Annotated in this window: 26 protein-coding genes and 1 tRNA gene; 11 read left to right on the plus strand and 16 right to left on the minus strand. The window is 65.6% G+C overall.

What is annotated here, in order from left to right:
- Nucleotides 1–6: 6 nt before the first annotated feature.
- The 3 genes from ACYVF5_RS03830 to topA form a co-directional block, all read right to left on the minus strand.
- Nucleotides 7–1,173 carry a DNA polymerase III subunit delta' gene (locus tag ACYVF5_RS03830; protein WP_460943510.1) on the minus strand — a complete coding sequence of 389 codons (1,167 nt, stop codon included), beginning with the start codon at nucleotides 1,171–1,173 and terminating at the stop codon, nucleotides 7–9.
- Nucleotides 1,174–1,564: 391 nt separating this feature from the next.
- On the minus strand, nucleotides 1,565–2,218 hold the full coding sequence (tmk, locus tag ACYVF5_RS03835) for a dTMP kinase (RefSeq protein WP_460943512.1): 654 nt from the start codon (nucleotides 2,216–2,218) through the stop codon (nucleotides 1,565–1,567).
- Nucleotides 2,219–2,223: 5 nt separating this feature from the next.
- Nucleotides 2,224–5,058 (minus strand): type I DNA topoisomerase, encoded by a 2,835-nt coding sequence (gene topA, locus ACYVF5_RS03840; protein ID WP_460943514.1) that lies wholly within the window; start codon nucleotides 5,056–5,058, stop codon nucleotides 2,224–2,226.
- A gap of 315 nt (nucleotides 5,059–5,373) precedes the next feature.
- On the opposite strand from topA, the gene ACYVF5_RS03845 reads away from it, so the two are divergent.
- Nucleotides 5,374–5,598 (plus strand): hypothetical protein, encoded by a 225-nt coding sequence (locus ACYVF5_RS03845; protein ID WP_460943516.1) that lies wholly within the window; start codon nucleotides 5,374–5,376, stop codon nucleotides 5,596–5,598.
- A 59-nt stretch (nucleotides 5,599–5,657) separates the two neighbouring features.
- Here ACYVF5_RS03845 and ACYVF5_RS03850 read toward each other — a convergent pair whose 3' ends face one another.
- From ACYVF5_RS03850 to ACYVF5_RS03870, 5 genes are all read right to left on the minus strand, one after another.
- The gene (locus ACYVF5_RS03850; protein WP_460943518.1) at nucleotides 5,658–6,017 is read right to left on the minus strand and encodes an Rv3654c family TadE-like protein; all 360 of its coding nucleotides are present in this window, start codon (nucleotides 6,015–6,017) and stop codon (nucleotides 5,658–5,660) included.
- A gap of 58 nt (nucleotides 6,018–6,075) precedes the next feature.
- Nucleotides 6,076–6,393, minus strand: a complete 318-nt coding sequence (locus ACYVF5_RS03855; RefSeq protein WP_460943520.1) for a TadE family type IV pilus minor pilin — start codon at nucleotides 6,391–6,393, stop codon at nucleotides 6,076–6,078.
- A gap of 68 nt (nucleotides 6,394–6,461) precedes the next feature.
- Nucleotides 6,462–6,698, minus strand: a complete 237-nt coding sequence (locus tag ACYVF5_RS03860; protein ID WP_460943521.1) for a DUF4244 domain-containing protein — start codon at nucleotides 6,696–6,698, stop codon at nucleotides 6,462–6,464.
- A 441-nt stretch (nucleotides 6,699–7,139) separates the two neighbouring features.
- On the minus strand, nucleotides 7,140–8,255 hold the full coding sequence (locus ACYVF5_RS03865) for a type II secretion system F family protein (RefSeq protein WP_460943523.1): 1,116 nt from the start codon (nucleotides 8,253–8,255) through the stop codon (nucleotides 7,140–7,142).
- Nucleotides 8,252–9,433, minus strand: a complete 1,182-nt coding sequence (locus ACYVF5_RS03870) for a TadA family conjugal transfer-associated ATPase (RefSeq protein ID WP_460943525.1) — start codon at nucleotides 9,431–9,433, stop codon at nucleotides 8,252–8,254. Before ACYVF5_RS03870 ends, ACYVF5_RS03865 begins: the two co-directional genes overlap by 4 nt.
- 589 nt (nucleotides 9,434–10,022) lie before the next feature.
- On the opposite strand from ACYVF5_RS03870, the gene acs reads away from it, so the two are divergent.
- Nucleotides 10,023–11,990: an acetate--CoA ligase gene (acs, locus tag ACYVF5_RS03875; protein ID WP_460943527.1), complete on the plus strand. Its 1,968-nt coding sequence runs from the start codon at nucleotides 10,023–10,025 to the stop codon at nucleotides 11,988–11,990.
- A gap of 104 nt (nucleotides 11,991–12,094) precedes the next feature.
- Here the strand turns inward: acs and ACYVF5_RS03880 are convergent, their stop codons facing one another.
- Together ACYVF5_RS03880 and ACYVF5_RS03885 are read right to left on the minus strand one after the other, a co-directional pair.
- Nucleotides 12,095–12,565, minus strand: a complete 471-nt coding sequence (locus ACYVF5_RS03880) for a RidA family protein (RefSeq protein WP_460943529.1) — start codon at nucleotides 12,563–12,565, stop codon at nucleotides 12,095–12,097.
- Nucleotides 12,565–12,732, minus strand: a complete 168-nt coding sequence (locus tag ACYVF5_RS03885; RefSeq protein ID WP_460943531.1) for a DUF4177 domain-containing protein — start codon at nucleotides 12,730–12,732, stop codon at nucleotides 12,565–12,567. The genes ACYVF5_RS03880 and ACYVF5_RS03885 overlap by 1 nt, the downstream gene beginning before the upstream one ends.
- Nucleotides 12,733–12,829: 97 nt before the next feature.
- On the opposite strand from ACYVF5_RS03885, the gene ACYVF5_RS03890 reads away from it, so the two are divergent.
- Nucleotides 12,830–15,394, plus strand: coding sequence for a transglycosylase domain-containing protein (locus ACYVF5_RS03890; protein ID WP_460943533.1), 2,565 nt, complete (start codon nucleotides 12,830–12,832; stop codon nucleotides 15,392–15,394).
- A gap of 95 nt (nucleotides 15,395–15,489) precedes the next feature.
- A complete protein-coding gene (locus ACYVF5_RS03895) occupies nucleotides 15,490–16,356 on the plus strand; it encodes a metallophosphoesterase (RefSeq protein WP_460943659.1) in 867 nt (288 codons plus the stop codon).
- 109 nt (nucleotides 16,357–16,465) lie between these two features.
- Here the strand turns inward: ACYVF5_RS03895 and ACYVF5_RS03900 are convergent.
- Together ACYVF5_RS03900 and ACYVF5_RS03905 are read right to left on the minus strand one after the other, a co-directional pair.
- Nucleotides 16,466–16,539: transfer RNA gene (locus tag ACYVF5_RS03900), tRNA-Pro, on the minus strand.
- A 73-nt stretch (nucleotides 16,540–16,612) separates the two neighbouring features.
- The gene (locus ACYVF5_RS03905) at nucleotides 16,613–17,443 is read right to left on the minus strand and encodes a hypothetical protein (RefSeq protein ID WP_460943535.1); all 831 of its coding nucleotides are present in this window, start codon (nucleotides 17,441–17,443) and stop codon (nucleotides 16,613–16,615) included.
- A 160-nt stretch (nucleotides 17,444–17,603) separates the two neighbouring features.
- On the opposite strand from ACYVF5_RS03905, the gene ACYVF5_RS03910 reads away from it, so the two are divergent.
- From ACYVF5_RS03910 to ACYVF5_RS03920, 3 genes are all read left to right on the plus strand, one after another.
- Nucleotides 17,604–19,001 (plus strand): MFS transporter, encoded by a 1,398-nt coding sequence (locus ACYVF5_RS03910; RefSeq protein WP_460943661.1) that lies wholly within the window; start codon nucleotides 17,604–17,606, stop codon nucleotides 18,999–19,001.
- A 52-nt stretch (nucleotides 19,002–19,053) separates the two neighbouring features.
- Complete coding sequence (locus ACYVF5_RS03915) at nucleotides 19,054–19,401, plus strand: hypothetical protein (protein ID WP_460943537.1); 348 nt, start codon at nucleotides 19,054–19,056, stop codon at nucleotides 19,399–19,401.
- Between the two features lie 176 nt (nucleotides 19,402–19,577).
- Nucleotides 19,578–19,994 (plus strand): hypothetical protein, encoded by a 417-nt coding sequence (locus ACYVF5_RS03920; protein ID WP_460943539.1) that lies wholly within the window; start codon nucleotides 19,578–19,580, stop codon nucleotides 19,992–19,994.
- A gap of 99 nt (nucleotides 19,995–20,093) precedes the next feature.
- On the opposite strand, the gene ACYVF5_RS03925 is transcribed toward ACYVF5_RS03920, so the two are convergent.
- The gene (locus ACYVF5_RS03925) at nucleotides 20,094–21,362 is read right to left on the minus strand and encodes a cytochrome P450 (RefSeq protein WP_460943541.1); all 1,269 of its coding nucleotides are present in this window, start codon (nucleotides 21,360–21,362) and stop codon (nucleotides 20,094–20,096) included.
- 183 nt (nucleotides 21,363–21,545) lie between these two features.
- A complete protein-coding gene (locus tag ACYVF5_RS03930; protein WP_460943543.1) occupies nucleotides 21,546–22,682 on the minus strand; it encodes an AI-2E family transporter in 1,137 nt (378 codons plus the stop codon).
- A gap of 252 nt (nucleotides 22,683–22,934) precedes the next feature.
- Here ACYVF5_RS03930 and ACYVF5_RS03935 point away from each other — a divergent pair, with 252 nt between their 5' ends.
- From ACYVF5_RS03935 to ACYVF5_RS03950, 4 genes are all read left to right on the plus strand, one after another.
- Entirely contained in the window at nucleotides 22,935–23,417 is a 483-nt protein-coding gene (locus ACYVF5_RS03935; RefSeq protein WP_460943545.1) for a VanZ family protein, read from the plus strand.
- A gap of 201 nt (nucleotides 23,418–23,618) precedes the next feature.
- Complete coding sequence (locus ACYVF5_RS03940; RefSeq protein WP_460943547.1) at nucleotides 23,619–23,765, plus strand: hypothetical protein; 147 nt, start codon at nucleotides 23,619–23,621, stop codon at nucleotides 23,763–23,765.
- Nucleotides 23,766–23,872: 107 nt separating this feature from the next.
- On the plus strand, nucleotides 23,873–24,064 hold the full coding sequence (locus ACYVF5_RS03945; RefSeq protein WP_460943549.1) for a hypothetical protein: 192 nt from the start codon (nucleotides 23,873–23,875) through the stop codon (nucleotides 24,062–24,064).
- 68 nt (nucleotides 24,065–24,132) lie between these two features.
- Entirely contained in the window at nucleotides 24,133–24,552 is a 420-nt protein-coding gene (locus tag ACYVF5_RS03950; protein ID WP_460943551.1) for a hypothetical protein, read from the plus strand.
- Nucleotides 24,553–24,623: 71 nt separating this feature from the next.
- Here ACYVF5_RS03950 and ACYVF5_RS03955 read toward each other — a convergent pair whose 3' ends face one another.
- Together ACYVF5_RS03955 and ACYVF5_RS03960 are read right to left on the minus strand one after the other, a co-directional pair.
- Complete coding sequence (locus ACYVF5_RS03955) at nucleotides 24,624–24,803, minus strand: PspC domain-containing protein (protein WP_460943554.1); 180 nt, start codon at nucleotides 24,801–24,803, stop codon at nucleotides 24,624–24,626.
- 263 nt (nucleotides 24,804–25,066) lie between these two features.
- The gene (locus tag ACYVF5_RS03960) at nucleotides 25,067–25,912 is read right to left on the minus strand and encodes a universal stress protein (protein ID WP_460943556.1); all 846 of its coding nucleotides are present in this window, start codon (nucleotides 25,910–25,912) and stop codon (nucleotides 25,067–25,069) included.
- Between the last annotated feature and the right edge of the window lie 117 nt (nucleotides 25,913–26,029).

Raw genomic sequence — 26,029 nt, forward strand, 5'->3', positions numbered from 1 at the left:
ATGTCCTTACCTGATCGCCGCGACGAGCATGGCTTCGAGCGCCAGTGCCGGTGCGACGTTCCCCTCTATTCTCAACCGTGCCTGCTGGATGGCATCCAGCGTCGCCATCGTCTCAGCCGCGGCTGAGCGTTCACCCGCCTTGCGCAGTTCACCGAGCAGCTCACGGTTGATCACCGACTCTTCGCGACCGAGCTGCAGCATCACGATGTCACGATAGAGCGAGAGCAGATCTGTCAGGATGCGGTCGATGCCGTCGCGCAGGCTTCTCGTCGCACGCCGTTTCTGATCGTCTTCAAGCTGGCGGATCTGCCCGCGCAGGGCAGGCGGAATACTCTGCCCTGGCTCCAGGCCGAGCGAGCGAAGCGTGTGCTCCCGTTCGACCTGGTCGCGCTGCTGAGTGAACGCGCTGGCGTCTGCGCCTGCAATCTCGATCATGCGGGCGGCCGCAAGCACAGCATCCGTCACGGAATGGATGCCGAGGGCGAGCCTCAGCGTTTCGTCGCGTCTTTCGCGCGCCCCGGCGTCTGTCGCGAGCCGATGCGCCATGCCGATGTGGCTCTGAGCGTGCCTGGCCGCGCGTTCGGCGGTCTCACGATCGACATTGTCCCTGGCCACGATGAGTTCGGCCACCTCGTCGACAGCCGGCACCCGAAGCCTGACGGCGCGCACGCGCGAGCGGACGGTGGGAAGCAGGTCGGCTTCGCTCGGCGCGCACAGAATCCACACGGTGCGTTCAGGCGGCTCTTCGAGTGCTTTCAGCAGCACGTTGCTCGTGCGTTCGGCCATGCGGTCCGCGTCTTCGATGACGACCACACGATACCTGCCGAGCGAGGGCGAGAACTGCGAGCTCTTGACAAGCTCGCGCACTTCTTCGATCTTGATGATCACATTGCTTGTGGCGAGCACAGAGAGATCGGGATGTGTGCGAGCCGCCACCTGACGCGCCGTCACCTCGTCGCCGGCCTGCGGACTCAACAGGGCGGCGGCGAAGGCATAGGCGAGGTTCGATCGCCCTGAGCCGGGCGGTCCGGTGATCAGCCAGGCGTGTGCCATGGAGCTGTGCGCCGGCGCCGCCGCAGAGATTCCGTCGATCGGGTCGAGCTGCTCAGAGGCGGCCTGCTGCAGAAGCGAGACGGCCCCGCCCTGACCGACTACATCACTCCACGAGGCCATACCGACAAGACTACCCGGCGCCGCTGACAGCTCTGTCTGCGCGCACAATTCTCCAACGGGGTGTGCACAACGTCGGAAGAATGTGCGTTTCGTCCCGGGTTCGGGCTCGGATCGGCGCGATTGACACATTCTTCCGAAGTTGTGCTCGGGGCGCCTGGCACAGACGGTTGGCAGGGCGGCCTGGCACGGACGGCCTGGCACAGCGGCCTGGCACAGACGGTTTGACACAGCGGCCTGGCACGGACGTGTCGAATGGAGGCGAGCCGCGAAGCCTGCACCCCCCAAACGGATTGGTCGGAACAGCTGTTCGCCCCCCGGAATCCCGCGTCGACAACGGAGCCAGCCGGATTCTATGCGCACGATCGGCGCCCGGCGGCCTCCACCCTCGTGCTCAGGACGACAGCGGCCTCTGCAGCAGCGGCTCGATGCGCCCGCGGATCTCGGCAGCCAGCTCCGCCACGGGCCTCGTACCGTCGAGAACGAGAAAACGCTCTGCCTCTGCCGCGGCGAGCTCGAGATACACCTCGCGCACCCTCCGGTGAAAAGACGCCTCCTCGGCCTCGAGCCTGTCGAACCGCCGTTCGGTGGCGTCGAGCCGAGCGCGGGCGGCGTCTTCGGGCAGGTCGAGCAGAACAGTGACGTCTGGAAGCAGCCCCTCGGTCGCCCACAGCGTGAGCGACCGCACCTCGTCGACGCCGAGCGCCCGCCCGGCGCCCTGGTACGCGAGCGACGAGTCGATGTAGCGGTCCTGGATCACCACCTCACCGCGCTCGAGGGCCGGCCTCACCTTCGAGTGGATGTGATGGGCCCTGTCCGCCGCGTACAGCAGCGCTTCGGCACGTGGCGCGATGTCGCCGCGATGGTGCAGAACGATCTCCCTGACCTCGTTGCCGACCTCCGTGCCGCCTGGCTCACGCGTGCGCATGACCGACCGGCCGGTCGCGACGAGCCAGGCCTCGAGCTCGGCTGCCTGCGTGGACTTGCCGGAGCCGTCGCCCCCCTCGAGGGTGACGAACAGCCCCGGATACCGGTCAGTCGACGCCATTCCGATCACTCGGCGTCGCCAGACGACGCTGTCTTCGTCGATACGCCCGTCTTCTTGGCTGGAGCCTTTCTGGTGGTCGACGCCTGTGTTGTCGGCTCCTTTGTTGTCGACGCCTTTTTCGCGGGTGCCTTCTTGGCGGGCGCCTTCTTGGCCGGCGCCTTCCTGGCGCGCGGCTTCGCAGGCCCCTTCGCGCGTTTGTCCGCGATCAGCTGCACAGCTCGTTCGAAATCGACGTCTTCGACATCCTCGCCCCGCGGAATCGTCGCGTTCGTCTCACCATCGGTGACGTAGGGCCCGAATCGGCCGTCCTTCACCTTGATCGGCTTGCCGCTCACGGGGTCTGCCTCGAACTCCTTGAGCGCGCTCGACGCTCGCCTGGCGCCGTACTTGGGCTGTGCGAACAGGTCGAGGGCACCCGGCAGGTCGATCTCGAAGATCTGGTCCTCGCTCGTGAGCGAGCGGGTGTCTGCGCCCTTCTTGAGATACGGGCCGTACCGGCCGTTCTGCGCCGTGATCTCTTCGCCCGACTCGGGGTCGGCTCCCACAACCCGTGGCAGGTCGAGCAGCTTGACGGCGGTCTCGAGATCAACGGTGTCCGGCGACATCGTTTTGAAGAGGGATGCCGTGCGCGGCTTGGGCGCAGCAGCCTTCTTGGCCGATCTCTTCACCGGTTTCGCGGGTTCGGGTTCGAGCACCTCGCCGGTCGCCTGGTCGACCACGGGTTCCGGCTCCGGATCGAGCTCCGTGACGTACGGGCCGAAACGGCCGTCCTTCGCGACGACCTGCTTGCCCGTGGACGGGTTGACGCCGAGCACACGATCTCCGGCGACGGGTGCGTCGAGGAGCTCGCGCGCCTTCTCGATCGTCAGCTCGTCTGGCGCCAGCTCTTCGGGGATGTTCACCCGCCGAGGCTGTGCGTCTGGCCCGGCCTCGGCATCCGTCACCTCGAGATAGGGGCCATATTTGCCGATGCGCAGGGTGACGTCGTCTGCGAGCCGCATCGAGTTGATCTCGCGGGCGTCGATGTCGCCGAGGTTGTCGATCACCTGACGAAGCCCAGTGTGGTCTCCTCCGCCGAAATAGAATGTCGAGAGCCAATCGGTGGCGTTGCGCGAGCCAGAAGCGATCTCGTCGAGGTCTTCTTCCATGGCCGCGGTGAAGTCGTACTCGACGAGCTCACCGAAATGCTCCTCGAGAAGGCGCACAACGCTGAAGGCCGTCCACGACGGAATCAGAGCCTGCCCGCGGGAGCTCACGTATCCGCGATCCATGATGGTCGCGATCGTCTGAGCATAGGTCGACGGGCGCCCGATGCCGAGCTCCTCGAGTCGCTTGACGAGGCTCGCCTCGGTGTAGCGCGGCGGCGGGCTCGTCTCGTGGCCCTTGGCCTCGACCTCGCTGAGCGCCAGGGTCTGTCCCTCGGTCAGCGCCGGCAGCTTCGCTTCCCGCGCGCCCTCGCTGTTGCGTTCTTCGTCCTGGCCCTCTTCATAGGCCTGCAAAAAGCCTCGGAAGGTGATGACGGTTCCGGATGCCGTCAGTTCGGCGAGGTCGTCGCCCGCCTTCGCCTCGACGGTCACCGTTGCGGTCTGCCCCTTGGCGTCGGCCATCTGGCTGGCGACGGTGCGCTTCCAGATCAGGTCATAGAGCTTGAAGTCGTTGCCACGCAGGCTGCCGGAGAGCGACGCCGGGGTGCGGAAGGTGTCGCCTGAGGGCCTGATCGCCTCGTGGGCCTCTTGCGCGCCCTTCGACTTGCCGGTGTAGAGACGCGGTTTCTCGGGAATCGACTCCGCGCCGTACAACGAGGTCGCCTGGTCGCGCGACGCCTTGATCGCCTGGCCCGAGAGCGAGGGCGAGTCCGTGCGCATATAGGTGATGTAGCCGTTCTCATACAGCGACTGGGCGACGCTCATGGTCTGCCTGGCCGAGAACCTCAGCTTGCGCGCGGCCTCCTGCTGAAGCGTCGAGGTGGTGAACGGAGCAGCGGGGCGGCGCGAGTAGGGCTTCGATTCCACCTTCGACACCCGCACGGATGCCTCTGGTGCGGCCAGCGCAGCAGCGAGGCGCTGGGCTGATGCCTCGTCGAGCACGGTCGAAGAGCTTTTGAGAGCGCCGTCGTCGTCGAAGTCGCGGCCGGTTGCGATCCGGTTTCCGTTGAGCCGCACGAGGCGCGCTTCGAAGCGGGTGGCATCGTTGTCTGTCTCGGGAACGGCCTGGGCGGTGATGTCCCAGTACTCGGCGGCTTTGAAGGCTATGCGCTCGCGCTCCCGGTCGACGACAAGTCGGGTGGCGGCGGACTGCACACGACCTGCAGACAGGCTGGGGCCGACCTTGCGCCAGAGCACGGGTGAGACCTCGTAACCGTAGATCCGGTCGAGGATGCGCCTGGTCTCCTGTGCGTCGACGAGCGCCTCGTCGAGGTCGCGGGTGTTGTCTTTGGCCGCGAGGATGGCGTCTTTGGTGATCTCGTGGAACACCATGCGCTTCACGGGAACCTTCGGCTGCAGCACCTGCAGCAGGTGCCACGCGATGGCCTCGCCTTCACGGTCTTCATCCGTCGCGAGCAACAGCTCGTCGGCATTTTTCAGAGCTCGTTTGAGCTCGGCGACGGTCTTCTTCTTGCTCTCAGAGACGACGTAGTACGGTTCGAACCCATTGTCGACGTCAACGGCGAATTTGCCGAACGCTCCCTTTTTCAGCTCGGGAGGAAGATTCTTGGGCTCCGCGAGATCGCGGATGTGACCTACCGAGCTGAGCACCTCGAAGTCGTCGCCGAGGTACCCGGCGATCGATTTCATCTTGGTGGGCGACTCGACGATGACGAGCTTCTTTTTGTCTGGCACTCGTCTCCTTTCATCAGGCACACCATACACACCATTACCCGGCATGCACCTAATCGAAGACCCGTTGAAAGTCAACGGCCGGCGGAGCCCGAGTGGCAGGTCCCTTATATAGGCGGGTGGCAGAACCCCTTAATATAGAGGACGCCCCCTCGAAGAAGACCCGGCCAGGCCGAAGAGAACCGCGATGAGGAGTCTCGCCCTCGTTTTTATCGGAGGGGCTCTCCCGCATACGTAAGGGTTCTTCCATCCGTCGTCGAGTACCGGGCGTCGACAGCTGGCTCTTGCCTGCGGCGGAATGTTGGGCAGAATGGGGCTATGAACACAACCGAGAGCAGCTACACCGCGAAATTGACCGATGGTCCGCTCGAGGGCAAGACCATCTCCACCGAGTTTCTCGAGTCGGGCGATCCTCGTCCGAGCATCGAAATTCCCGCCGGTTCGAAGACCTATGTGTATGCGCGCTCAGCCGGCCAGGAGTTCGAGGCGTCCGACCGCCCGAGCGCAGTGGACTACCGGTACCTCACAACGTCATTCGACTGACGCTCGAGCATTCGAGCAGCCGCCGTGGCCACAAGCTCCGCGACCGCCGCATCCCTCGGCTATGGCGGAGGGCCTGCTTTTGCCGTCGCCCTGACCGCGATCCCGATGACGATGCGTTCGACGACCACTGTCGCTTCGAGCCCTTCGGCCCGGCCTGACCCTCCGATCGTGCAGGTTGTCAGTGCTGCCCCGTTCAGCCGAGCCCCCTCGGCCGCGTTCGGGCACGGGCTGCCGGCCACGTAGCCCGACGCGGTGTCGGCGGCGGCGAGCGCTGCGGCGTCCGCTGCATTCGATACCTGCTGCCGTGCCGTCAGAGCAGCGTTGAACGGCAGGGCGATGCCGGCGAGAAGCATCGTCGCCGCCATCACCGACACCATCAGCACGGATCCAGAGCCTTCGTCGCCGGCGAGACGCGACATTCCACAGCCGTGCGGCATAACGCGGGCCGCACAGCGTGACTTCCCACAGCGCGCCATCTCAGAGTCCTCCCGCGAGCGCGCACCCGGAGGCTGCGACGGTGAGCCCGAGAGCACTCGCGGCGGGGAATGCAGCGGGAGCGGTGAGCGAGACGCACACGAACTCGCCGGTGTGAGACGACGACAGTGCTGCACCGCCGGAGACACGAGCGACACGTGCCGCGGCGACGTCCGGTGAATCCCCTCTGGCGAGGGTGCGGGCGGCGTCCGCCGCGGCATCGGTGAGCCGCACCTGCTGCGATGCGACCTGGATCGCTCCGACGCAACAGCTGAGCACAACGACCACGGCGGGAAGAGCAACAGCGAACTCCGCACTCACACTCCCCCGGCAGGCAGCCAAGAATCGCAGGCCGCTGTGCGTGATACTGAACGCCGCCCGCACGACTCTCACCCTTCGAATGACAGCGCGCGGCGCACGAGGTCGGTGAGGATTCCCCTGACCTCATCTGAGCGCATGATGACCACGAGCAGCCCGGCAAACCCGACAGCTGCCATCGTCGCGATGGCGTACTCCGCTGTCGCCGCTCCCTCGTCGTCACGCAATCGGGCGATGACCCGGCGCGCGGCATCCCGGGCCGTGGTGGGCCCGTGCGCTCGATCGGCGACTGCTCGAAATAGATTCATTTCTGCTCCTTCCCACATCGTGGCGACCCGGTGGGGGAGCCGGGTCGCCACGACGTGTATGGGCGGACCGAGGTCCGCGGTGGGGTGGTGGCGCGAGCAGATCCAGTCTCGCAACGGAAGGGTCTGCGAAGGGTGCCAGAGAGACATCCGTGCACAACACAACGTGAGGGCGAGTCTGTGCAGAACTCCACTGCGCCGATCATGCCGAATGTGCGGTGCCCGCCACACATCGAGCCGCCACCGGGTTCTTCTGCCACGCGCTACGCCTTTTGTGACGCGCCACTCTATTTCGGGGCGCGCGTCACAAAAGCTGTAGCGCGTCACAAGGTGTAGCGCGTCACAAACATATAGCGCGTCACTGATCAGCTCGCGCATGGCGTTCGGCCTGATCTGCCGCCGCAAACAGCCGACGGCGAGCCGCACGAGGCATAACCCCTGGCGTCACACGACCTGCAAGGTCGATGCAAGCACGCTCAACATAAGCGGCGCGACGCCGACGAGCATAAACGCGGGAAGGATGCACGCACCGAGCGGCAACATCAGTCGAGTGGCAAGCGCCGCCGACGCGAGCTGCGCAGACGACCGGGCGTCTCGTCTGGCCTGTGCCGCTTCGCCACGCAGCAGTTCGGCAGCCGGGATCCCTGCTGCGCGCGAGAGCGCGAGAACAGCGTCGACGGCTTCGGACTCCTCTGCCGAACGAACCCCCGGTGAGCACCGACGGATCGCGTCGCTGACACTCGCCCGTGCCCGCTCGACGGAGACTCCCGAGCCCATGGCAATGGCTGTCAGCTCGATGGTGAGACCGGGAGCGGATTCGGACGGTGTCGCCTTTCGCACCATCTGCGCGCTCCACCGCCAGGCCACCAGCATCAGCAGAAGGCCGGTTCCGAGGCAGGCCAGGCCCGGACCGGTGGCGAACAGGGTGTGAAGCGTGTCGAAGCCGAGCGCCAGGCCGAAGAGGATGCCGACGAACGGCAGCACCATGACCAGCCGGCTCGTCGAGCGCGGACCGGCGAGCGCTGCCTGGATGTCTCTCTGCGTCTGGCCGAGGGAGCGTTGGGAGCGGGCGAGCTGATGCAGTGTCGAGGCGAGTGGTGCGCCGGTCTCGGTCGCGACCATCCACGCAGACGCGAGCGCACGCCAGGCATCCGCCGCCCCGTCCTCCGCTCCGCGACGGTGGGGCGAAGACGCCTCGACGATCGCGTCTGCGACGTCTTCTCCTGTGCGACCGGCTCGCGCGGCCGCAGCGACCACGTCCTCCACCGGTTCCGGGTCGCTCACACCACCGCGCACCGTCATCGTCCGCCGCCTTTCGGCTGGGCTGCGCCCGCCGCTCTTCGGCTCACCTCGCGAGCCCGGCGGCGGGTCCGCGAGGTACTGCCACGCAGCGTTCGGCGTCACACCGGCCTCGAGCATCACGGCCACCCGTTCCGCGACGGCAGCGATCCGCTCGACGACGGGAGCACCGCCGCGAGAGCGTTCCCTCTCCGCCTGGCCTGACGCCCGCCCGTTCACCCGTCGCCCGTTCATCCGTCGCCCGATCTGTCGCCCGGTCATCCCCACTCCTCCCTCATCGTGAGCCGCCCATGCGCATCGAGCTCGAAACGACCGATCTGCGCGAGCCGTCTGACCTCGTCGACGCGTTCGAGGTGCAGCACAACACCGATGGCCGAGATCGTCTGGCGAGCCACGGCATCCGGGGTCATGTGGGCGAGCGCCCCCAAAGCTTCCATACGGGCGGCCACGTCATGGAGCGAGTTGGCGTGGAGGGTGCCGGCGCCCCCGTCATGGCCAGTGTTCAGAGCGGCGAGCATGTCGCGCACCTCTGGGCCGCGGCACTCACCGAGCACCAGGCGATCAGGTCGCATCCTCAGCGCCTCGCGCACGAGCCGGTCGAGGCCGAGCCCGCCCGCTCCCTCGAGGTTCGCCTGCCTGGCCTCGAGCGACACCACGTGCGGATGCTCGATACCCAGCTCCGCGACATCCTCGATCGCCACGATGCGCTCATTCGCCGGGGCCTCGGCGAGCATGGCACCGAGAAGTGTTGTCTTGCCTGTTCCGCCCGCGCCCGTGATGAGCAGGTTCGTGCGCTCGACGACAGCGGACCGCAGCCGCTCGAGAAGCAGGGGGTCATCACGGAACATGCCCCGGTCCGCGAGCTCGGCCAGGGTCAGCCTGCGCATCCGTGGCAGGCGGATGCTCAGCAGGGTTCCCGTGACCGAGATCGGTGGCAGCACCGCGTGCACGCGGATTCCTCCGTGCAGTCGCACGTCGACGCACGGGCTCGCCTCGTCGATGTGTCGCCCGCCCATGGCGATCAGGCGCACGGCGAGGCGGCGCAACCCCTGTTCGTCGAGGTTCCACCCTGGCACCGCTTCCAGTCCGGTTCCCCTGTCGATCCAGAGCCCTGCCGCACCGTTGACGAAGATGTCTGTGACGCCCTCTTCGGTCAGATAACGACCGAGCGGTCCTGCCTGGGCGGCAATGCGCATGCGACCGGCCGGCGCTCGTGCGGTGGGTCTGGCCACGAACCTCGCGGCGAGCAGGTCTGCGTCCACGGGCGGCGTCGTGTCTGCCGGCAGGGTCGCATCCACGGGCGACTTCGCCACGGGCGGCCTCGCCACGCGCGGCTCCGTTCCGAGTGAGCGGCTTCCGGGCGGGTCTGTTCCGATGCGACGGATGCCGGCACGCGAGCTCGAGCTCTCACTCGGCACGGCCACGAATCGGTCAGGCATGCGTCGAGAGTACGAAGAGTTCGGCGGCCGAGAAGACCCCGGCACCCGCGGAGTGGAGAACGCCCTGGCACGCCGTCACCTGTGCAGAAGCCATGAGCGCACGACGGCGTCACAGCGGAATCGGTGCGGCGATGACAGCGCTCCGGCTCGACGGCTGCTTCGTCGCAGCCGGTGTGGCATCTGTCGCACTGCCGGATCAGCACGCTGCTGGATGTGTGTTGTCAGATTAAAGAGGCGGCACCCATTGGGGGGAATGGATGCCGCCGCAACGGCGCCCGATTGGGGGGAATCGGAACACGCCGCACGCACGAATTGATCATTCGGCCGTGAATAAGTGTACGCGTTACAGTCAGGTTTGCAAGGCCGATTGTCCACCATTTGGTGGACAATCAGACGGCACCCGGCGAGCACACGAGCAGGCACTTCCCCGCCGGTTCGAAAACGGCCGGAACACGTGTTCGTCGAGGCGCCCGACCACTGCGCCAGACCGCCCATCCGGCGCCCGGGCGCGAGATGAAGCCATTATCCGAATCGGAGTACAGTCGTGGAGGACCACCGATATGACGCGCGAAGGAGCGAGAACGACACCATGAGCACTCAGATCGATCACCTGCTGAACGAGTCCCGCCGGTTTCCCCCGCCCGAAGAGTTCGCAGCCTCTGCCGTCGTGGGCCCAGAGATCTATGACCAGTCCGACCGCGTCGAGTTCTGGGCGAACCAGGCCCGCGAGCTTCTGGGCTGGGACACTCCGTTCACACGCACACTCGACTGGTCGAACCCTCCGTTCGCGAAGTGGTTCGAAGACGGCCGCCTCAACGTCGCTCATAACTGCCTCGACCGCCACGTCGCTGCGGGCAACGGCGAACGCGTCGCCATCTACTGGGAAGGCGAGCCAGGCGACAGCCGCGCGATCACGTACGCCGAGCTCACCGAAGAGGTCAAGAAAGCAGCGAACGTGTTGTCCGGCCTCGGCGTCGGGCAGGGGGACCGCGTGGCGATCTACCTGCCGATGATCCCAGAGGCTGTCATCTCGATGCTCGCCGTTGCACGCCTCGGTGCCGCCCACTCGGTCGTCTTCGGCGGATTCAGCGCTGACAGCCTGCGCGCGAGAATCGACGACGCAGCCGCCAAGGTCGTCATCACCGCAGACGGCGGGTACCGCAAGGGCAAGGTCTCTTCGCTCAAGCCGGCCGTCGACGCGTCGCTCGAGCCGAGGGGCGGCCTCGGCGCGCAAGAGACCGTCACGAACGTGCTCGTGGTGAGGCGCGGAGGAAACGACGTCGACTGGGTCGACGGACGCGATCTCTGGTGGCACGAGCAGATGGCCACGGCGAGCCCAGACCACGAAGCTCAGGCGTTCGAAGCCGAGAACCCGCTGTTCATCCTCTACACGAGCGGAACGACCGGCAAACCCAAGGGCATCCTGCACACCTCAGGCGGGTATCTCACGCAAACGGCCTTCACACACAAGGCAGTCTTCGACCTGCACCCGGAGACGGATGTCTACTGGTGCTCGGCAGACGTCGGCTGGGTCACCGGCCACAGCTACGTGGTCTACGGCCCACTGGCCAACGGCGCCACCCAGGTGCTCTACGAGGGCACACCAGACACTCCCCACCCCGGCCGGTGGTGGGAGATCATCGAGAAGTACAAGGTCTCGATCTTCTACACGGCACCGACGGCCATCCGTTCGTCTATGAAGCTCGGGCGCAAGATTCCCGAGAAGTTCGACCTGTCATCGCTTCGCCTGCTCGGTTCGGTCGGCGAGCCGATCAACCCAGAAGCTTGGATGTGGTACCGCGAGGTGATCGGCGCGGGCACGGCTCCCATCGTCGACACCTGGTGGCAGACAGAGACCGGTGCGATCATGATCTCTGCTCTTCCCGGCATCACCGAGACCAAGCCAGGCAGCGCGCAGGTGCCGATTCCCGGGATCGCGATCGACGTCGTCGATGATGCCGGAAACCGGGTCGGCAACGGCAACGGAGGACTTCTCGTCGTCACCGAGCCGTGGCCGTCGATGCTTCGCGGGATCTGGGGCGACCCCGAGCGATTCACAGAAACCTACTGGGACAAGTTCGGCGACAAATACTTCGCCGGAGACGGTGCCCGTCTCGACGAAGACGGAGACATCTGGCTTCTCGGTCGCGTCGACGACGTGATGAACGTCTCTGGGCACCGTCTCTCGACCGCAGAGATCGAATCGGCGCTCGTGGCGCATCCGTTCACGGCCGAGGCCGCGGTCGTGGGGGCTGCAGACGACACAACGGGGCAGGCCATCGTCGCGTTCGTCATCATCAAAGAGAGCCAGCTCGAAGAGTCGGCTGCCGTTGAAGACATCGCCGGGGTTCTTCGCGCGTATGTCGGCGAGCAGATCGGCCCGATCGCTCGTCCGCGCGAGATCTTCGTGGTGAACGAGCTGCCGAAGACCAGGTCGGGCAAGATCATGCGCCGCCTGCTGCGCGATGTGGCGGAGGGCCGCGAGGTCGGAGACACAACAACCCTCGCCGATACCACGGTGATGCAGATCATCACCGGGCAGGTCGGAGCCACGTAGGCTCACGCCGGGCGCGGGATAGACGGCCGGCAGCGGGAGATCAATTCGCGTTGTCCCGCTGCCGGCCGTTTTGCCCGCTCTCAGGCCCGCGACATCAGGCGGTCTCAGGCGAAGGCGAGCACAACATCCACCTCGACCGGCGAGTCGAGCGGCAGAACGGCGACACCGACGGCGGCCCTGGCGTGCGATCCGATGTCGCCGAAGATGCGGCCGAGCATCTCAGAGGCGCCGTTGATCACTGCAGGCTGTCCAGTGAATACGGGGTCGGATGCCACATATCCCGTGACCTTGACGACCTGCGTCACCCGGTCGAGTGACCCGATCACGCTCTCGGCGGCAGCGAGCGCGTTGAGCACCGCCGTCGCCGCGAGACCCGCGGCATCTGCAACGGACACGAGACCGGGGCCGTCCCCGACCTTGCCTATGGTGGGCAGAGCACCGGCCACGAACGGAAGCTGACCGGACGTGTACACGAGGTTGCCGCTCACAACGGCCGGAACATATGCGGCGACCGGAGCAGCGACATCCGGAAGACTCAGCCCCAGGTCACGAAGACGGTCATCGATCCGCGACATCAGGAGTCCGCCGGGTCGGCGACCGGCCGTTTGAAGTACGCCACCAGTCCACCCTCTGGGCCGGCGATGACCTGCACGAGCTCCCACCCCTCGGATCCCCAGTTATTGAGGATCGCCGCGGTGTTGTGAATGATGAGCGGGGTGGTGATGTACTCCCAGCGGGTCACAGATTCTCCTCAAGCAACGGCCCCGTCGGGCCATAAAATACAGCACTCACCACGCTGATGAGGTGCTTTTTCAGACTTCTCACTTAAACTCAAGCTTATGCCTGAACAAAAACGCACGGCTAGAGGCGCGCTCGGGGGCCTGCTGGGCTTCATCGGCCTGAGCGCGGCCACCGGGATTCTCGTCACAGCGGCGGTCACACCCGCCCTTGCGGTGACCGGTATGACAGCGAACGAAGCGATCGGGGTCTTCGACGGCTTGCCAGAGTACCTCGCCATCGGACAGCCGATGGAACGGAGCAACATCTACGCCACGGCGAGTGACGGCTCCACTCCCCTGCTCGCGTCGTTCTATGACCAGAACCGCGAAGAGATCGGCTGGGAGGCCGTCTCGCAGAATCTGAAAGACGCGGCGATCGCGGCAGAGGACCCGCGTTTCTACGAGCACGGCGGCGTCGACATGATGGGAACCGCCCGCGCGATCGTCAAGACCTATGTCGTCGGAGGCGACACGCAGGGTGGTTCCACGATCACTCAGCAGTACGTCAAGAACGTTCTCGTGCAGGAGTGCGACAAAGACGCCACGTCGCTCGAAGAGCTGGATGCCTGTGCAAACGATGCGACGACCGCCGACGGCGCCGAGGGCGCGAGCCGCAAGCTCAAAGAGATGCGTATGGCCATCGGACTCGAGAAGAAATACGCGAAAGACGACATTCTGCTCGGCTACCTCAATCTCGCGAACTTCGGCGCTCGGACGTATGGCGTGCAGTCGGCGTCGATGTACTACTTCGGTGTGAACGCCGCCGACGTCACCGTGGAGCAGGCCGCAACGCTCATCGCGATCCTGAACAACCCGGGCAACCTGCGCATCGATCAGCCCGACAACGAGGTCAACGGCGCCGCCGACGGCTATGCGAAGACGAAGCTCCGTCGCGATTACGTCATCGAAAAGATGCTCGACGAGAAGAAGATCACGCGCGAGCAGTATGACGCGGCGGTGGCGACGCCGGTCGCCCCGAACATCGTGCAGCCGTCGACCGGGTGCCAGACGGCCGGCGGAAGCGCATATTTCTGCGACTACGTGACGTGGATCATCAAAAACGACCCGACATTCGGAGACACACCAGAAGAGCGTGAGGCGCTGCTGCGTCGCGGTGGGCTCGACATCTACACCACCATCGACCTCGACATCCAGGCGGCGGCGGAAGGGTCCATCAACTCTCACATCCCCTCGTCGCTCCCGACGGCGAACATCGCAGGTGCGGCCGTCACCGTCCAGCCGGGCACCGGGCGAGTTCTCGCGATGGCGCAGAGCAAGGTGTACAGCAACGATCCAGCCCTCGCGGCCGCAGACCCGTCGTACACCTCGGTGAACTACAACACCGATCGCGACTATGGGGGCTCTTCTGGCTTCCAGGTGGGGTCGGCCTACAAGATCTTCGCCCTGCTCGAGTGGTTGAACAAGGGCCACTCCCTCTATGAGCAGATCAACTCGGCGAAGCGCACGTTCACGAGTTTTCCGGCTGAGTGCATCGGCGGCTACTACGAAAAATACACGCCGCAGAACTACGACGGCTCCAGCCCGGCGTCCACAAACGCCTATGACGCCACACGGCAGTCGGTGAACACCGCCTTCATCGCGATGGCCCAGAAGCTCGACCTCTGCGACATCCGCGACACCGCCCAGGCGCTCGGGGTCCATCGAGCAGACGGCGGCGAGCTCGGGTTCACACCGGCGACGATCCTCGGCACGAATGAGATCGCGGGCCTCACGATGGCCACGGCGTTCGCGGGCATCGCCAACGACGGTGTCGTCTGCACACCTGTCGCCATCGACCGGATCGTTGGCCACGACGGCACCGAGATGGCACCGCCTCAGTCTGAGTGCACACAGGGCATCTCGCCCGAGGTCGCTCACACCGCTGCGTTCGCCATGCAGAGCGTTTTTGCGGGCGGCACCGGTTCGGCCGCTCGTGTCAGCGGAGCACCGATCTTCGGCAAGACGGGAACGGCGGACGGTGGCCTGAAGACCGGAGCGACGGCGTCGTGGATCATCGGCGGAACCACGGAGGCCGTCACCGCGTTCTGGGTCGGAAACGTCTCTGGATTCAGCAACATCTACAACGTCTATGTGAACGGTCGATCGGCGTACAACGCGAAGTTCCCGACCTGGGCGGGGATCACAGCGGCCACGATCGCCAAGTTCGGCGGCAACGAGTTCCCTGCGCCCCCGCGAGACCTGACGGTCGTGCGTGAGGTCGCCATTCCGGATGTCGCCGGGCAGTCCGTCGAGGCGGCGACCGCGCTGCTCGAAGAGGCCGGGTTCACGGCTGCCGTCGGAGAACCCGTCGACTCGGCGGTCGGCGCAGGGCTCGTGGCCGCGACAGAACCAGGCGCGGGCACGACTGCAACCGTTGGTTCGACGGTGACACTGCGACCGAGCACGGGCACTCCGCCGGCCACCGTGCCTGACGTCGTCGGCAAGACGATCAACGAGGCGCAGAATGCGATCACCAGCGCCGGCTACAACCCGACCATCGACAAGTGTGAAGAGAAGTCGGGCAATGCACAGGGCAAGGTGACGGCGCAGAGCATCGCGGCAGGCGAACAGGCGCCACGTGGGTCAGAGGTGAAGCTCAACGTCCAGAAACCCGACTGCGGTTGAGCGGCTCAGGCCAGAGCGGCGGCAGGGCGATCCTCTTCGCCCTGGCCGCGGCCGTCGTCGGCTCATTCGCGTGGGGCTCGCTCATCGAGCGCCGGATGTTCACCCTGCGACGCGTCTCGGTTCCGGTTCTGCCTCACGGCGCCGAGCCGGTGACGATCCTGCACCTCTCCGATCTGCACATGGCCCCGTGGCAGCGCGACAAGCAGGACTGGGTCCGCTCGCTCGCCGCTCTCAGGCCTGACCTGATCGTCGACACGGGCGACAATCTCGGCCACGAGAACGGCATCGTCGGTGTCGAGCGCGCGTTCGCTGACTTCGGCGGCATTCCGGGACTCTATGTGAACGGCTCGAACGACTATCACGGTCCGATGCGCAAGAACTGGTTGCGCTACTTCGCCGGGCCGTCGTCGACGCCCGCTCACCGCAAGCCGCGTGATCTCGACACCGCACGACTCGAATCGTTCTTCACGGATGCGCTTGGCTGGCATCCGCTGAACAATGCCGTCGGAAGCATCACGGTTCGTGGCACCCGATTCGACGTGTTCGGGGTTGACGACCCGCATATCGGCGCGGACAGGCTCGATCTGCTCACGGGCCTGATCGATGCGCAGCAAGACGACGAGTCGCTCGACACCGACGATGCCGGGCTTGAGCGCGTTGTGCACATCGGTGTCGCGCACGCGCCCTATCAGCGTGTGCTCAACTCGTTCGTCACGCACGGGGCCGACCTCATTCTCGCCGGGCACACGCACGGTGGCCAGGTGTGTGTGCCCGGCTACGGCGCGCTCGTCACGAACTGCGATATTCCGCGCACCCAGGTCAAGGGATTGAGTCTCTGGCGTCATGCGTTGCGGTCGGCGTTCCTCAACGTCTCTGCCGGTCTCGGCACATCGATCTATGCGCCGGTGCGGTTCGCGTGCCGCCCAGAGGCGACGCTGCTCACCCTCGTCCCTCGCCCCTGAGCCCACGGAATCGCCGCACAGGCATCGAGAACTGACAACTGCACCGGTCTGGCCGACAAAGCTCCGGCTCACACCACGCTGTGCGTGGTGTGAGCCGGAGCTCCATGTGTCGGGGTGGCGGGATTCGAACCCACGACCTCTTCGTCCCGAACGAAGCGCGCTACCAAGCTGCGCCACACCCCGATGGCCCGAGAGCCTCAATAAGAATAGCCGATAATCCGAGCCCGCGATGACGCCGCCCGTTCGGCTCCCGCGTTCACCCGACGGCAGCGCGACCTCTCACCGGTTGCTCGAGCAGGTCGACGGCGCCCTCGAGCTGTCGACGCACCCGTACGGCCCGCCGGTACAGTTCATCGGGAACCGTGCCACGAGCATCCGCCGCCAGTCGCGCCGCCGCGTTCTCAAGCGCTTCGGCCGGAACCGCGCCGCTCGGCCCACCGAGCCCGCGCATCAACGCGTGTGCTGCTGCCACCGAGAGGCCGTGTGCCACCACGGCGACACCTATCGGCCCCAACCACGACCCGTCGACCTCGATGTCGAGTCCGAGTTCGTCAACACTGGCACGAACGTCGATCGCCTGCTCTGCATCCACAATCACCTCGCCCACCTGCACAAGCCTGACGGCGTCATCCCGTGTCACGCCGGCGACGGCCTGCACCATCGCGGCGGGCGCCCGATAGCCATTTCGCTGCGTGAGCCCGACCGCCGTTGGCCGCACACCTCCGCGTGAGCGCTGTGAGACCTCTCCAGAGACGACGGCCATCAAGGCGTCTGCGTGCCTGCGCAGCTCGCCGAGCTGCCAGAGCAGCTGAGTCACGGACTCATCGCTCAGCTGTCTCATCACGGCAGAAACGCTCGTCGCCGCAGACGTGCGCGAGAGCGCACTGCCGTTCGTCGCAGCACCCGTGGTGGCCCCCCTTTCGGCGCTACCGTCTGGGCGTCCACTCCGCGGCACTTCCCGCGGCACAGGTCCGCCCCGCGGCACAGACGGGCCCATTATCCCCCTGATGCCGGATGCCTCGGCCTGGTCACGCACAGCTGTCACCCTGTGCACCGAATGTCGCAGCGAGTCGAAGACATCTTCCATGCGAAGAAGTATACCTGGCGCGTCGGAATCGAACAAGGATTCGAGTGAGTAAGGCGATTTTCACCTTGCGCAACCCCTACGGACCGTACGCGATGAGAGCCAGGATAGAACAATCGACAACGGCGATCGGCTGGGCCAGCCATGTGGAGGCGAAGTGACGATGACAACGGGAGAGCGTCGGGACAACGGAGACCGCCCCATCAACATCAATGCAGAACCTGAAGAACAATACGCAGCGCCAGAGACAGACACGCGTGAAGGACGCCAGACGATCCGCAAAGCCATCGCCGCATCGGCGATCGGAAATGCGACCGAGTGGTTCGACTACGGCGTCTATGCGGTGGCGGTGACTTACATCACGGCCAACTTCTTTCCGGGCGGCACCGTTTTCGCGCTCGCGACGTTCGCCATCTCGTTCCTCGTCCGGCCGATCGGTGGTCTCGTCTGGGGACCGCTGGGAGATCGCATCGGACGCAAGGCTGTCCTCGCGCTGACGATCATCCTGATGGCGAGCGCGACATTCGCCATCGGACTACTGCCCACCTTCGACGTCATCGGCTACTGGGCTCCGGCGCTTCTCGTCGTTATGCGCCTCATCCAGGGCTTCTCGACCGGGGGCGAATACGGTGGAGCCGCGACGTTCATGGCCGAGTACTCGCCCGACAAGCACCGCGGGTTCTTCGGCAGCTTTCTCGAGTTCGGCACCCTCGGCGGGTTCGTGCTCGGAACGGCAGTTGTGCTCGCCCTGCAGCTGACACTCGGTGAAGACATCATGTATGACTGGGGTTGGCGCATTCCCTTTCTTCTCGCCGGCCCCCTCGGCCTGATCGGCGTCTATCTGCGAAGCAGGCTCGAAGACAGCCCGGTGTTCCGCGAAGTGGACGAGATGCACGAGACAGAACCGGGCACGGGCCTTGAGCTCAAGGATCTCTTCCTGCACTACTGGAGGCCTCTCCTGGCGATGGCCGGCCTCGTGGTCGCCCTCAACGTCGCCAACTACACACTGATCAGCTACATGCCGACCTACCTCGAGACCCAGATCGGGCTGACGGCGAACGGGTCGCTCACCCTGATCCTGGTCGGCGAAGTCATGATGATGGCGCTCATCCCGTTCGCCGGCGGCCTGTCAGATCGCATCGGTCGAAAACCGATGTGGAGATACTCATTGCTCGGCCTGTTCGTCGGCGCCGTGCCGCTCTACCTTCTGATGGGCACCGGATTCGCCGGCGCGCTCATCGGGTTCGCGATCCTCGGCGTGCTCTACGTCCTGCAGTTGTCGACCATCTCTGCCACGTTCCCCGCGATGTTCCCCACTCAGGTGCGTTTCGCAGGCTTCGCCATCACCTACAACATCTCGACGGCATTCTTCGGCGGCACGGCGCCCGTCGTGAACGAGGCCCTCATCGGGGCGACGGGCGACCTGCTCGTTCCGGCGTATTACATGATGGCGGCCTGCGCGGTGGGGTTCATCGCGCTGCTCTTTGTGAAAGAGACCGCCGGCGCGTCCATCCGCGGAACCAAGATCCCGGAACAAGAGGAACAACCCGCATCCGCATAGCGCAGCCGTGCAACCGGCCCTCCGACTCGGCCTGAGCTGAGACAATGGCTGCATGTCGGATTATCACCCCGAGCTTGCGGCGCACGACGACGACGAGCAGCCGCTGCGGTCGTCGCGCAGGCACCGTGTGCTGCGGGTGGTCGTGGTCCTGGGCATCCTCGCCCTCGTGCTGCCCAGCATCCTCGTGTCGATCTCTGTCGCGAGCACAACGGCCGCCAACACGTGCACGGTGCTCGTGGAACGCACGGTGCAGGATGCCTCGCCCTCGGCCAGGTTCGAGGTGTTCGGCCCGGCAGGTCCCGCCTGGTATTGCTATGCAGACCGTTTCTCGGGCGGCGAGTTCATCGTGGCTTCGCTCGGCCTCATTCCCGGCCCGCCAGGGCCACCAGCGAATTCCTGAAGCGAGTTCGTGAGCACCAGAAGCTGCCGCCACACAGTTGCGCGGTTGTCAAGCCCCGTGCAAGAAACTGTTGCGCGATTTAGTGTTCGAATATGACGAAGAACAGGGAATCTTCGCCGTGACGACACCGGCCAGACAACACCGGCCGCGACAGCACAGAGGGGCGACGAGCACACATGGTGCAGTTTCTCGGTCTGCCTTCGGACCGCACGCTTGACATCTATACCCTCAGCGACCACCTCTGGCGTGTCTGCGACCCCGATGTGAGTTCTTCGGATTCGGCCCGGCTCCTCGGTTACATCCAGCGAGCCATCCTCGGGTATGACGTGTTCGTGCACGGCGGCGTCGTGGGGCACGAGTTCGTGAAGACCTTCGGTGAGGCTCTCATCGTGATGAACCGTCACCGCTCCCGCGCAGCGGACAATGCCGTGCCGGCGATCGTGACCCTTCCGCGTATGCCCCTACCGGTCATGGGCGCGCCTCTCACCAGGAACGACCCGGCCTTGACCAGGGCGAAATCGACCCCGACTCCGGATGCACGGCCCGAACAGGTTGAACGCACCGATCGACCGGCACTCGAGCGCGTCGGCTGACCATGCGGCGTCGGCCCGTGTCGGGCACTACAGCGCTCACAAAGCCGGCCGGTCCCACCCGGCGCCCGGGAAGCCCGGCCGGGCCACCGGCGACAGCCGTCACGGCCGACGCAGTCGTGCGGCGGTCAGCAGCAGGCCGGTGGGCGGCAGCGCCGGAAAACGACGCAGGCTGATCCGCAGATCCTGATCGGGGACCGTGTAGTCGATATCGCGTGAGAACACCCGCACCGCCTCTGCCATCAGCTCCACGGTCGCCTGCTCACCCGGACACCTGTGGCCGGTCTTCGCCTCACCGGCACCCTGCGGAATGAGCGCGTTGCGGTCGCCGGACCAGTCGCGGAACCGCTCCGGCGTGAATCGCTCCGGCGTGAACCAGAGTCTTGGATCGTGGTTGGTGCCATACAGGTCGAGCATCACCCAGTCCCCCACGCCGAATCGATGCCCCCTCCACTCGAACTCGCGTTCGACCCGACCGCCGATCACGGGAAAGAACGGGTAGAACCTGCGCACCTCGTGCACGAAATTCAACACGTCCGTGTCGTCACCGGCCGCGAACTGGTCCCGCCAGCGCCCCCGCGTGTGCAGCGCGTGCACAGCGAAAACCATGAATCGGGCGACTGCCACTGTGGGCCGAAGCACGTTGAGCAGCTCGACGGCTGCGACGGCGGCCGGCAGCAGCTCGCCGTTCTCGTCAACGTGCTCGGCGAAGGCCGCGACGGGTGTTTCGTCGCCGAATCGACCCGCTCGCGCGGCATCGATCACGCGTTCGGCCCAGGCCTCCGTTCGCCTTCTCCTGGCGCGGGCGATCCAGTTCGGCGGGCCGAAGCGCCCCGCGTTCTCGATCATCGATCCCAGTTCGCCTGCGAGCTTCGGCACATCGACATCGTCGGCCGATATCCCCGTCCACCTCAGCACGGTCCGCGTGAGCACCAGTTGCAACGCGTTGTGCAGCACGATCTCTGCAGGCCAGCCGCCCACCGCTTCCCTCAGTTCCTCAACGAAGATCTCACGCAGTCCGGCGAGCGCCTGCTGGGTCGAGAGCATCCTCACGAAGAGCATCTTGCGGCGTGTGTGCGGTTCTGCGCTCAGCGTCTGCACGCTGCCCTCGTCCTGCAGAAGGTGCAGAACGGATGTCGGCATCGCCCGCTCCCGTCCGAACCGACCGCCTTCATAGAAGATTCGCGCGGCATCCGAGCCGTGCATCACCGTGACGGGCAGCCCCGCGATCCGGGTGTGAAAGCCGTCGGCGCCGACGGCCCTGAACCGCCGGGTGCCGAAGAGATAGCCATCGCGCAGAAACCCGAGTGAGCTGTCTGGCACACGCAGCGTGGGGATGTCATTCCGTGCGCCGGATGCCTGCAGCCGCATTGCGTCCTCTCTCCGGCACGCGATAGAACCGAGCCTCGGGCTCGTGCGCCACCTGACCGGGCCGGTGACACACAAACGCCGTGCGGCTCCGCACGAACGCACCTGCTCGCAGGTTATGCGGGGCGGGGTGCCACTTCAACCCCGCTCTTCACCGCGTGAACTCACTGCTGCGTGAACCCACTGCTAGGCCTTGACCTTGGCGTCTTGGCGAGGGAACACGACCTTCTGGATGATGATGATCGCAGAGGCCGCGACGGGTATCGCCACGAGCGCACCGAGGATTCCGCCGATCGCGCCGCCGGCGACGGCGGCGATCACCACGATTGCACCGGGGACGGCGACCGCGCGGTTCATGATCCGAGGACTCAGCACATATGCCTCGATCTGCATGTAGACGAGGTAGTAGACACCGGCGATGAGCGCGGTCACGGGAGAGACGAACAGGCAGACAAGCGTGTTGATCACCGATCCGGTCAGGGTTCCGACGAGGGGTATCAGCGAGCCGAGGAATGACACGAGCGCAAGCAGGTACGGCACGGGCGCCCCGATGATCGTCAGCAGGATCAGGCTGAGGATGCCGTTGACGAGGGCGAGGCTCAACTGTCCGACGACATAGCGCCCGACAGCACCGGTGATCTCTTCGGTGACGCGCGCGAAGCCGTCGCGCCGGTATGCCGGAACGAATCGGTAGATGACGTTCTTGATCGATCGCATCGACGCGAGAAAATAGAGCATCAGGATCAGAACGATGATGGCGCCCGTCACTCCCCCGGCGACGCCAGCACCGACGGTGGCGAGACCACCGCCGATGGCGAGCAGGTTCTCAGGATTCTGCAGGAACTCGGCGGCATTCTGCAGCGCCGAGTCGATGTCGAAGTCGTTGCCGAGGGCCTGTTCGGCCCAGTGAACGAACGGGTTCGATTCGAGATTCGCCGTGAAGTCGTCGAAGTCCCGCACGAAATTGCTGATCTGAGTGATGAGAACCGGGATGACCGCGAACAGGATGCCGGCGAACGCGAGCAACACAGCGAGCACGACTATGCCGATCGCGAGTCCTCTCGGCATCTTCTTCGCCAGCCATGAGACGAGCGGGTCGAGGCCGAGCGCGAGGAACAGGGCAAGCCCGATATAGACGAGCACGGTTCCGAGCTGCGTGAAGACGAGCCCGATCAACAGTGCGATCAGCACACCGATTCCGCCCACCAGGCCTATGCGGAAGGCATGGATGTGAACGCCCTTCTCGCCCTCGAGAGGCACCACGTCTGCGACGGGTGGTTCCGGTACGACAGGCTTCGTGCCGCGCAACTTCCATCTGACCATCTGCCGACTCCCTCGTGTTCGAACTCAGGCTCAGAGTACTGCCGAGCGCGGGCAGAACCGATCAGAACACGGCGCGAACGGCCCAGCACAAAACTCCAGGTGAGGGCGGTGTGAGGGCAACGCCACACACATCCGGGACGGACGCGTGCGTGCGATCTGCGTTCGGGCGCACTGTTCTCAGGGGTGGCGGAGTACACTGCTGCAAACAGATCACGGGGGATCGTCCGTCAACTACCCGCACAAGGAGCCGCCGTGGTCGTGAAGCGCCGTGTCGCACTGGTGGCCCTGATCGTGCTGCTCGGGCTGATCGCGCTCATCACCTTCTGGCCCACGCCGGTGGATGCCCCGGTGCAGAACACTCTGATCCGCGTTCTCGCCGCCCTGCACGATCGCGGGCTGCCGAGCTCCATCGACTACACGCTGACGGAGTTCATGTCGAACGTGCTGATGTTCCTGCCGCTCGGGCTTCTGCTGACGCTGGTCCTGCGTGCGGGGTACCGCTGGACCGCACCGTTCCTTGCCGCCGCCGCGTCGATCTGCGTGGAGCTCGGCCAGCTCTGGTTTCGTCCCGAACGCATCTCCGACCCCTCAGACGTTGTGGCGAACACACTCGGGGCCCTGATCGGAACAGCGATCGCCGCCGCTCTCCTGGCGCGGACGCGCCCGCGTGCGCGCCGACGTGTACCGGCGCACCGTGTGAGCGCCGAGGTCACAACATTCAGCACTCGGCACTGAACCAGGCGCTCGGCACCCGGTACCGAACGCCCGCATCGAGCACCCCGCTGCCGCTCGCACTGACCGTCTGCGTTGAGCGCTCCCCCCTGAACACAGGCGAGACTCAGCTGTGCAGGGTTGGCTGCGCGAGCATTCGGATTACCGTGGAGAGCATATCCGAACGGCGCGACCCACCGTCGCGACCACGAACGGGAGGACCACGTGGGCAGGAACGACAACGAGCCACAAGGCTACACGGGCTCAGACAAGACGATCCCCGAGACCGACGATGGGCTCGCTGTGGGCCGAACGGACAAGCAATCGACGTTCGAACCAGAAGAAGACGAAAAGGCCCAACCGGAGACCTGAGCGTCAGACCTGACCGGTCAGGTCTGCGATCGATCCGTATCAGCCACATGGTTCCGGGCGGCGCAGCCGTCTGCGACACGAGAGCACGAGGGAGACACGCTATGCGCATGAACTACTGGGGAATCGCGATCATCGCGGTCGTGGCATACCTGCTCGGCGCCCGGGCTGGGCGCGAGCGCTACGAGGCGATCGTCGAGTCCGTGAGTTCCTTCTGGAACAATCCAGACGTGAAAAGAGCGCGCAAGAAGACGCGCAGACAGGTCGAGAAGGCGCAGAGAGCGGCCGCAAGACGGATGTAGCGCGTTCGGGCGACCCCGCCACAGATATCCGCAGATGTAGACAGATATCCGCAGACGTAAGGAAGATGATGAGCGACACCACCAACTCCGGCGCAGGCAAGGCAGAAGACGCCGCAGAAGACATGATCCACACTGCAGAAGAGTCAGCCCACGATGCGGTCGACAAGGCGTTTGCAGATGCCCCGGCAGACAAGCAGAAGAAGGCACATGACGCTGTCGACGAGGCTGCCGCCGCCGCGGGCTCGGCGAAGGATGCTGCACAGTCAGCCACGAAGGCGGTTTCAGATCGCGTTGACGAGGCCAGGGAGTCCTTCGAGTCCGCGGGCGAGAAGGTGGGCCAGGCCGCAGAGAACGCGAAGAAGGCTGCGGACGACACCGTGTCGAGAGTGCGTGACGAATACGGCAGAAACCCCGGTAAGGTCATCGCGATCGCGAGCGGGATCATCGCCGTGATCGTCGGCTTGGTCATGGTGACGCGGCGCAGATAGCGCAAGAGCACTGCGCCGGGCCGCTGGTGCGGTCACCGCGGATCCGGGGGCCCCTCGCGATCCCTTTGGGATCAGGCCTCGCTCGGAACGAGGATCCAGAGCACGATGTAGATCAGCACCTGCGGTCCCGGCAATATCACGCTCAGGGCGGTGAGGATGCGCACTGTCGACGGCTTCCATCCGAATCGGTTGGCGATGGCTGCGCACACACCGGCGATCACACGGTCACGACGTGGCCTGACGAGGTTCATCACCCCAGAATGTCACGCCGACGCCCGATCGTCGAGCCCCGCATCGGTCGCGGCCTGCCGAGGCCCGACACCGGCCGAGCCTGCGCGGGTCGACCCCCACGGCGGTCGCGCCCTGCCGAGACCCACGGCACCGTCCGAGCCTCGTAGGCACTGAGCCCTTGTAGGCACTGAGCCCTTGTAGGCACTGAGCCCTTGTAGGCACTGAGCAGCCTCGACGGGGCCGAGTCAACGGGTCGAGACGATTCGTTGGGACGAGACCTCGCTCAGCGCACCACGACTGTCGGCGCCACCAGGTTCGACAGCACACCGTGGCTGACGGAGCCGAGCAGCAGCCGCGCGACTGTACCGCGCCCGTGGCTCCCGACGACGAGCAGGCTCGCCGTGGCTGCCTGTTCGGTCAGTATGAGCGCGGCGTCTCCTTCGGCGACGACGCGACGGATCTCGAGGTTCGGATGCTCCAGCTCGACACCGCCGAGAGCCCTGGTGAGCGTCTGCTGGCCGGCTTCGTCGAGATCGTCGAGATATTCGACGGGGAACGTGAAGTCGTATCCATAGACGACGGGGTTGTTCCACGCGTTCACGGCGATCAGCGGTTCGTTCAGCCTGTCGGCTTCGGCAGCGGCGAACTGCAGCGCGTGGTCGGAGAGGTCTGACCCGTCCACTCCCACAACGACGCCCGAGCGGCCGGTCAGGTCGATGTCGGGTATCACGGCGACGGGCACTTGCCCGGCGGCGGCGATCCTGAAACCTCGTGTGCCTCGTCGGCTTTGGCGTCCGGCGTCTTGCGAATCGTCGCCGACGACGAGAAGCTGAGACCCGGGTGACTTCTTCACCAGCTGATCGAGTGCGTCGCCGAGAACGACCTCGCTCGTCACCTGGATGGCCGGGTCGATGGAGTGCACACGTTCCGTCGATCGTTCCACGAGGCTCTGTGCTCCCCGTTCGGCTGCGTCGACGAGGTCGTCGCCTCCCGCTGAACGGATTCCGCTTGGCATCACGTGCACCAGGTGCAGTGCGTCGCCGCACGAGGATGCACGTGTCGCGGCCCACGCGACTGCTCGTTCGCTCGCGCTCGTTCCGTCAATACCGACAAGTGTTCGTGTGCTCATGGCATCCTCGCATCCCTCGACGTGGGGTTCGTTTCTTCCTCCAAGGTACGCCCTAAGCCATTCGGGTCTCTACTGATGCGATGCTCTCATCCGCGCTGTTCTCATCGGCACCGAGAA

Source organism: Okibacterium endophyticum (genome assembly GCF_054780075.1).

Excerpts from the sequence above, each read along its gene's own strand:
- ACYVF5_RS03830 (WP_460943510.1), bottom strand. The coding sequence starts at position 1,173 with ATGGCCTCGTGGAGTGATGTAGTCGGTCAGGGCGGGGCCGTCTCGCTT.
- tmk (WP_460943512.1), bottom strand. The coding sequence starts at position 2,218 with ATGGCGTCGACTGACCGGTATCCGGGGCTGTTCGTCACCCTCGAGGGG.
- ACYVF5_RS03845 (WP_460943516.1), top strand. The coding sequence starts at position 5,374 with ATGAACACAACCGAGAGCAGCTACACCGCGAAATTGACCGATGGTCCG.
- ACYVF5_RS03850 (WP_460943518.1), bottom strand. The coding sequence starts at position 6,017 with ATGTCGCGTCTCGCCGGCGACGAAGGCTCTGGATCCGTGCTGATGGTG.
- ACYVF5_RS03860 (WP_460943521.1), bottom strand. The coding sequence starts at position 6,698 with ATGAATCTATTTCGAGCAGTCGCCGATCGAGCGCACGGGCCCACCACG.
- ACYVF5_RS03865 (WP_460943523.1), bottom strand. The coding sequence starts at position 8,255 with ATGACCGGGCGACAGATCGGGCGACGGATGAACGGGCGACGGGTGAAC.
- ACYVF5_RS03870 (WP_460943525.1), bottom strand. The coding sequence starts at position 9,433 with ATGCCTGACCGATTCGTGGCCGTGCCGAGTGAGAGCTCGAGCTCGCGT.
- acs (WP_460943527.1), top strand. The coding sequence starts at position 10,023 with ATGAGCACTCAGATCGATCACCTGCTGAACGAGTCCCGCCGGTTTCCC.
- ACYVF5_RS03880 (WP_460943529.1), bottom strand. The coding sequence starts at position 12,565 with ATGTCGCGGATCGATGACCGTCTTCGTGACCTGGGGCTGAGTCTTCCG.
- ACYVF5_RS03890 (WP_460943533.1), top strand. The coding sequence starts at position 12,830 with ATGCCTGAACAAAAACGCACGGCTAGAGGCGCGCTCGGGGGCCTGCTG.
- ACYVF5_RS03895 (WP_460943659.1), top strand. The coding sequence starts at position 15,490 with ATGTTCACCCTGCGACGCGTCTCGGTTCCGGTTCTGCCTCACGGCGCC.
- ACYVF5_RS03905 (WP_460943535.1), bottom strand. The coding sequence starts at position 17,443 with ATGGAAGATGTCTTCGACTCGCTGCGACATTCGGTGCACAGGGTGACA.
- ACYVF5_RS03910 (WP_460943661.1), top strand. The coding sequence starts at position 17,604 with ATGACAACGGGAGAGCGTCGGGACAACGGAGACCGCCCCATCAACATC.
- ACYVF5_RS03915 (WP_460943537.1), top strand. The coding sequence starts at position 19,054 with ATGTCGGATTATCACCCCGAGCTTGCGGCGCACGACGACGACGAGCAG.
- ACYVF5_RS03920 (WP_460943539.1), top strand. The coding sequence starts at position 19,578 with ATGGTGCAGTTTCTCGGTCTGCCTTCGGACCGCACGCTTGACATCTAT.
- ACYVF5_RS03925 (WP_460943541.1), bottom strand. The coding sequence starts at position 21,362 with ATGCGGCTGCAGGCATCCGGCGCACGGAATGACATCCCCACGCTGCGT.
- ACYVF5_RS03930 (WP_460943543.1), bottom strand. The coding sequence starts at position 22,682 with ATGGTCAGATGGAAGTTGCGCGGCACGAAGCCTGTCGTACCGGAACCA.
- ACYVF5_RS03945 (WP_460943549.1), top strand. The coding sequence starts at position 23,873 with ATGAACTACTGGGGAATCGCGATCATCGCGGTCGTGGCATACCTGCTC.
- ACYVF5_RS03950 (WP_460943551.1), top strand. The coding sequence starts at position 24,133 with ATGAGCGACACCACCAACTCCGGCGCAGGCAAGGCAGAAGACGCCGCA.
- ACYVF5_RS03955 (WP_460943554.1), bottom strand. The coding sequence starts at position 24,803 with ATGAACCTCGTCAGGCCACGTCGTGACCGTGTGATCGCCGGTGTGTGC.
- ACYVF5_RS03960 (WP_460943556.1), bottom strand. The coding sequence starts at position 25,912 with ATGAGCACACGAACACTTGTCGGTATTGACGGAACGAGCGCGAGCGAA.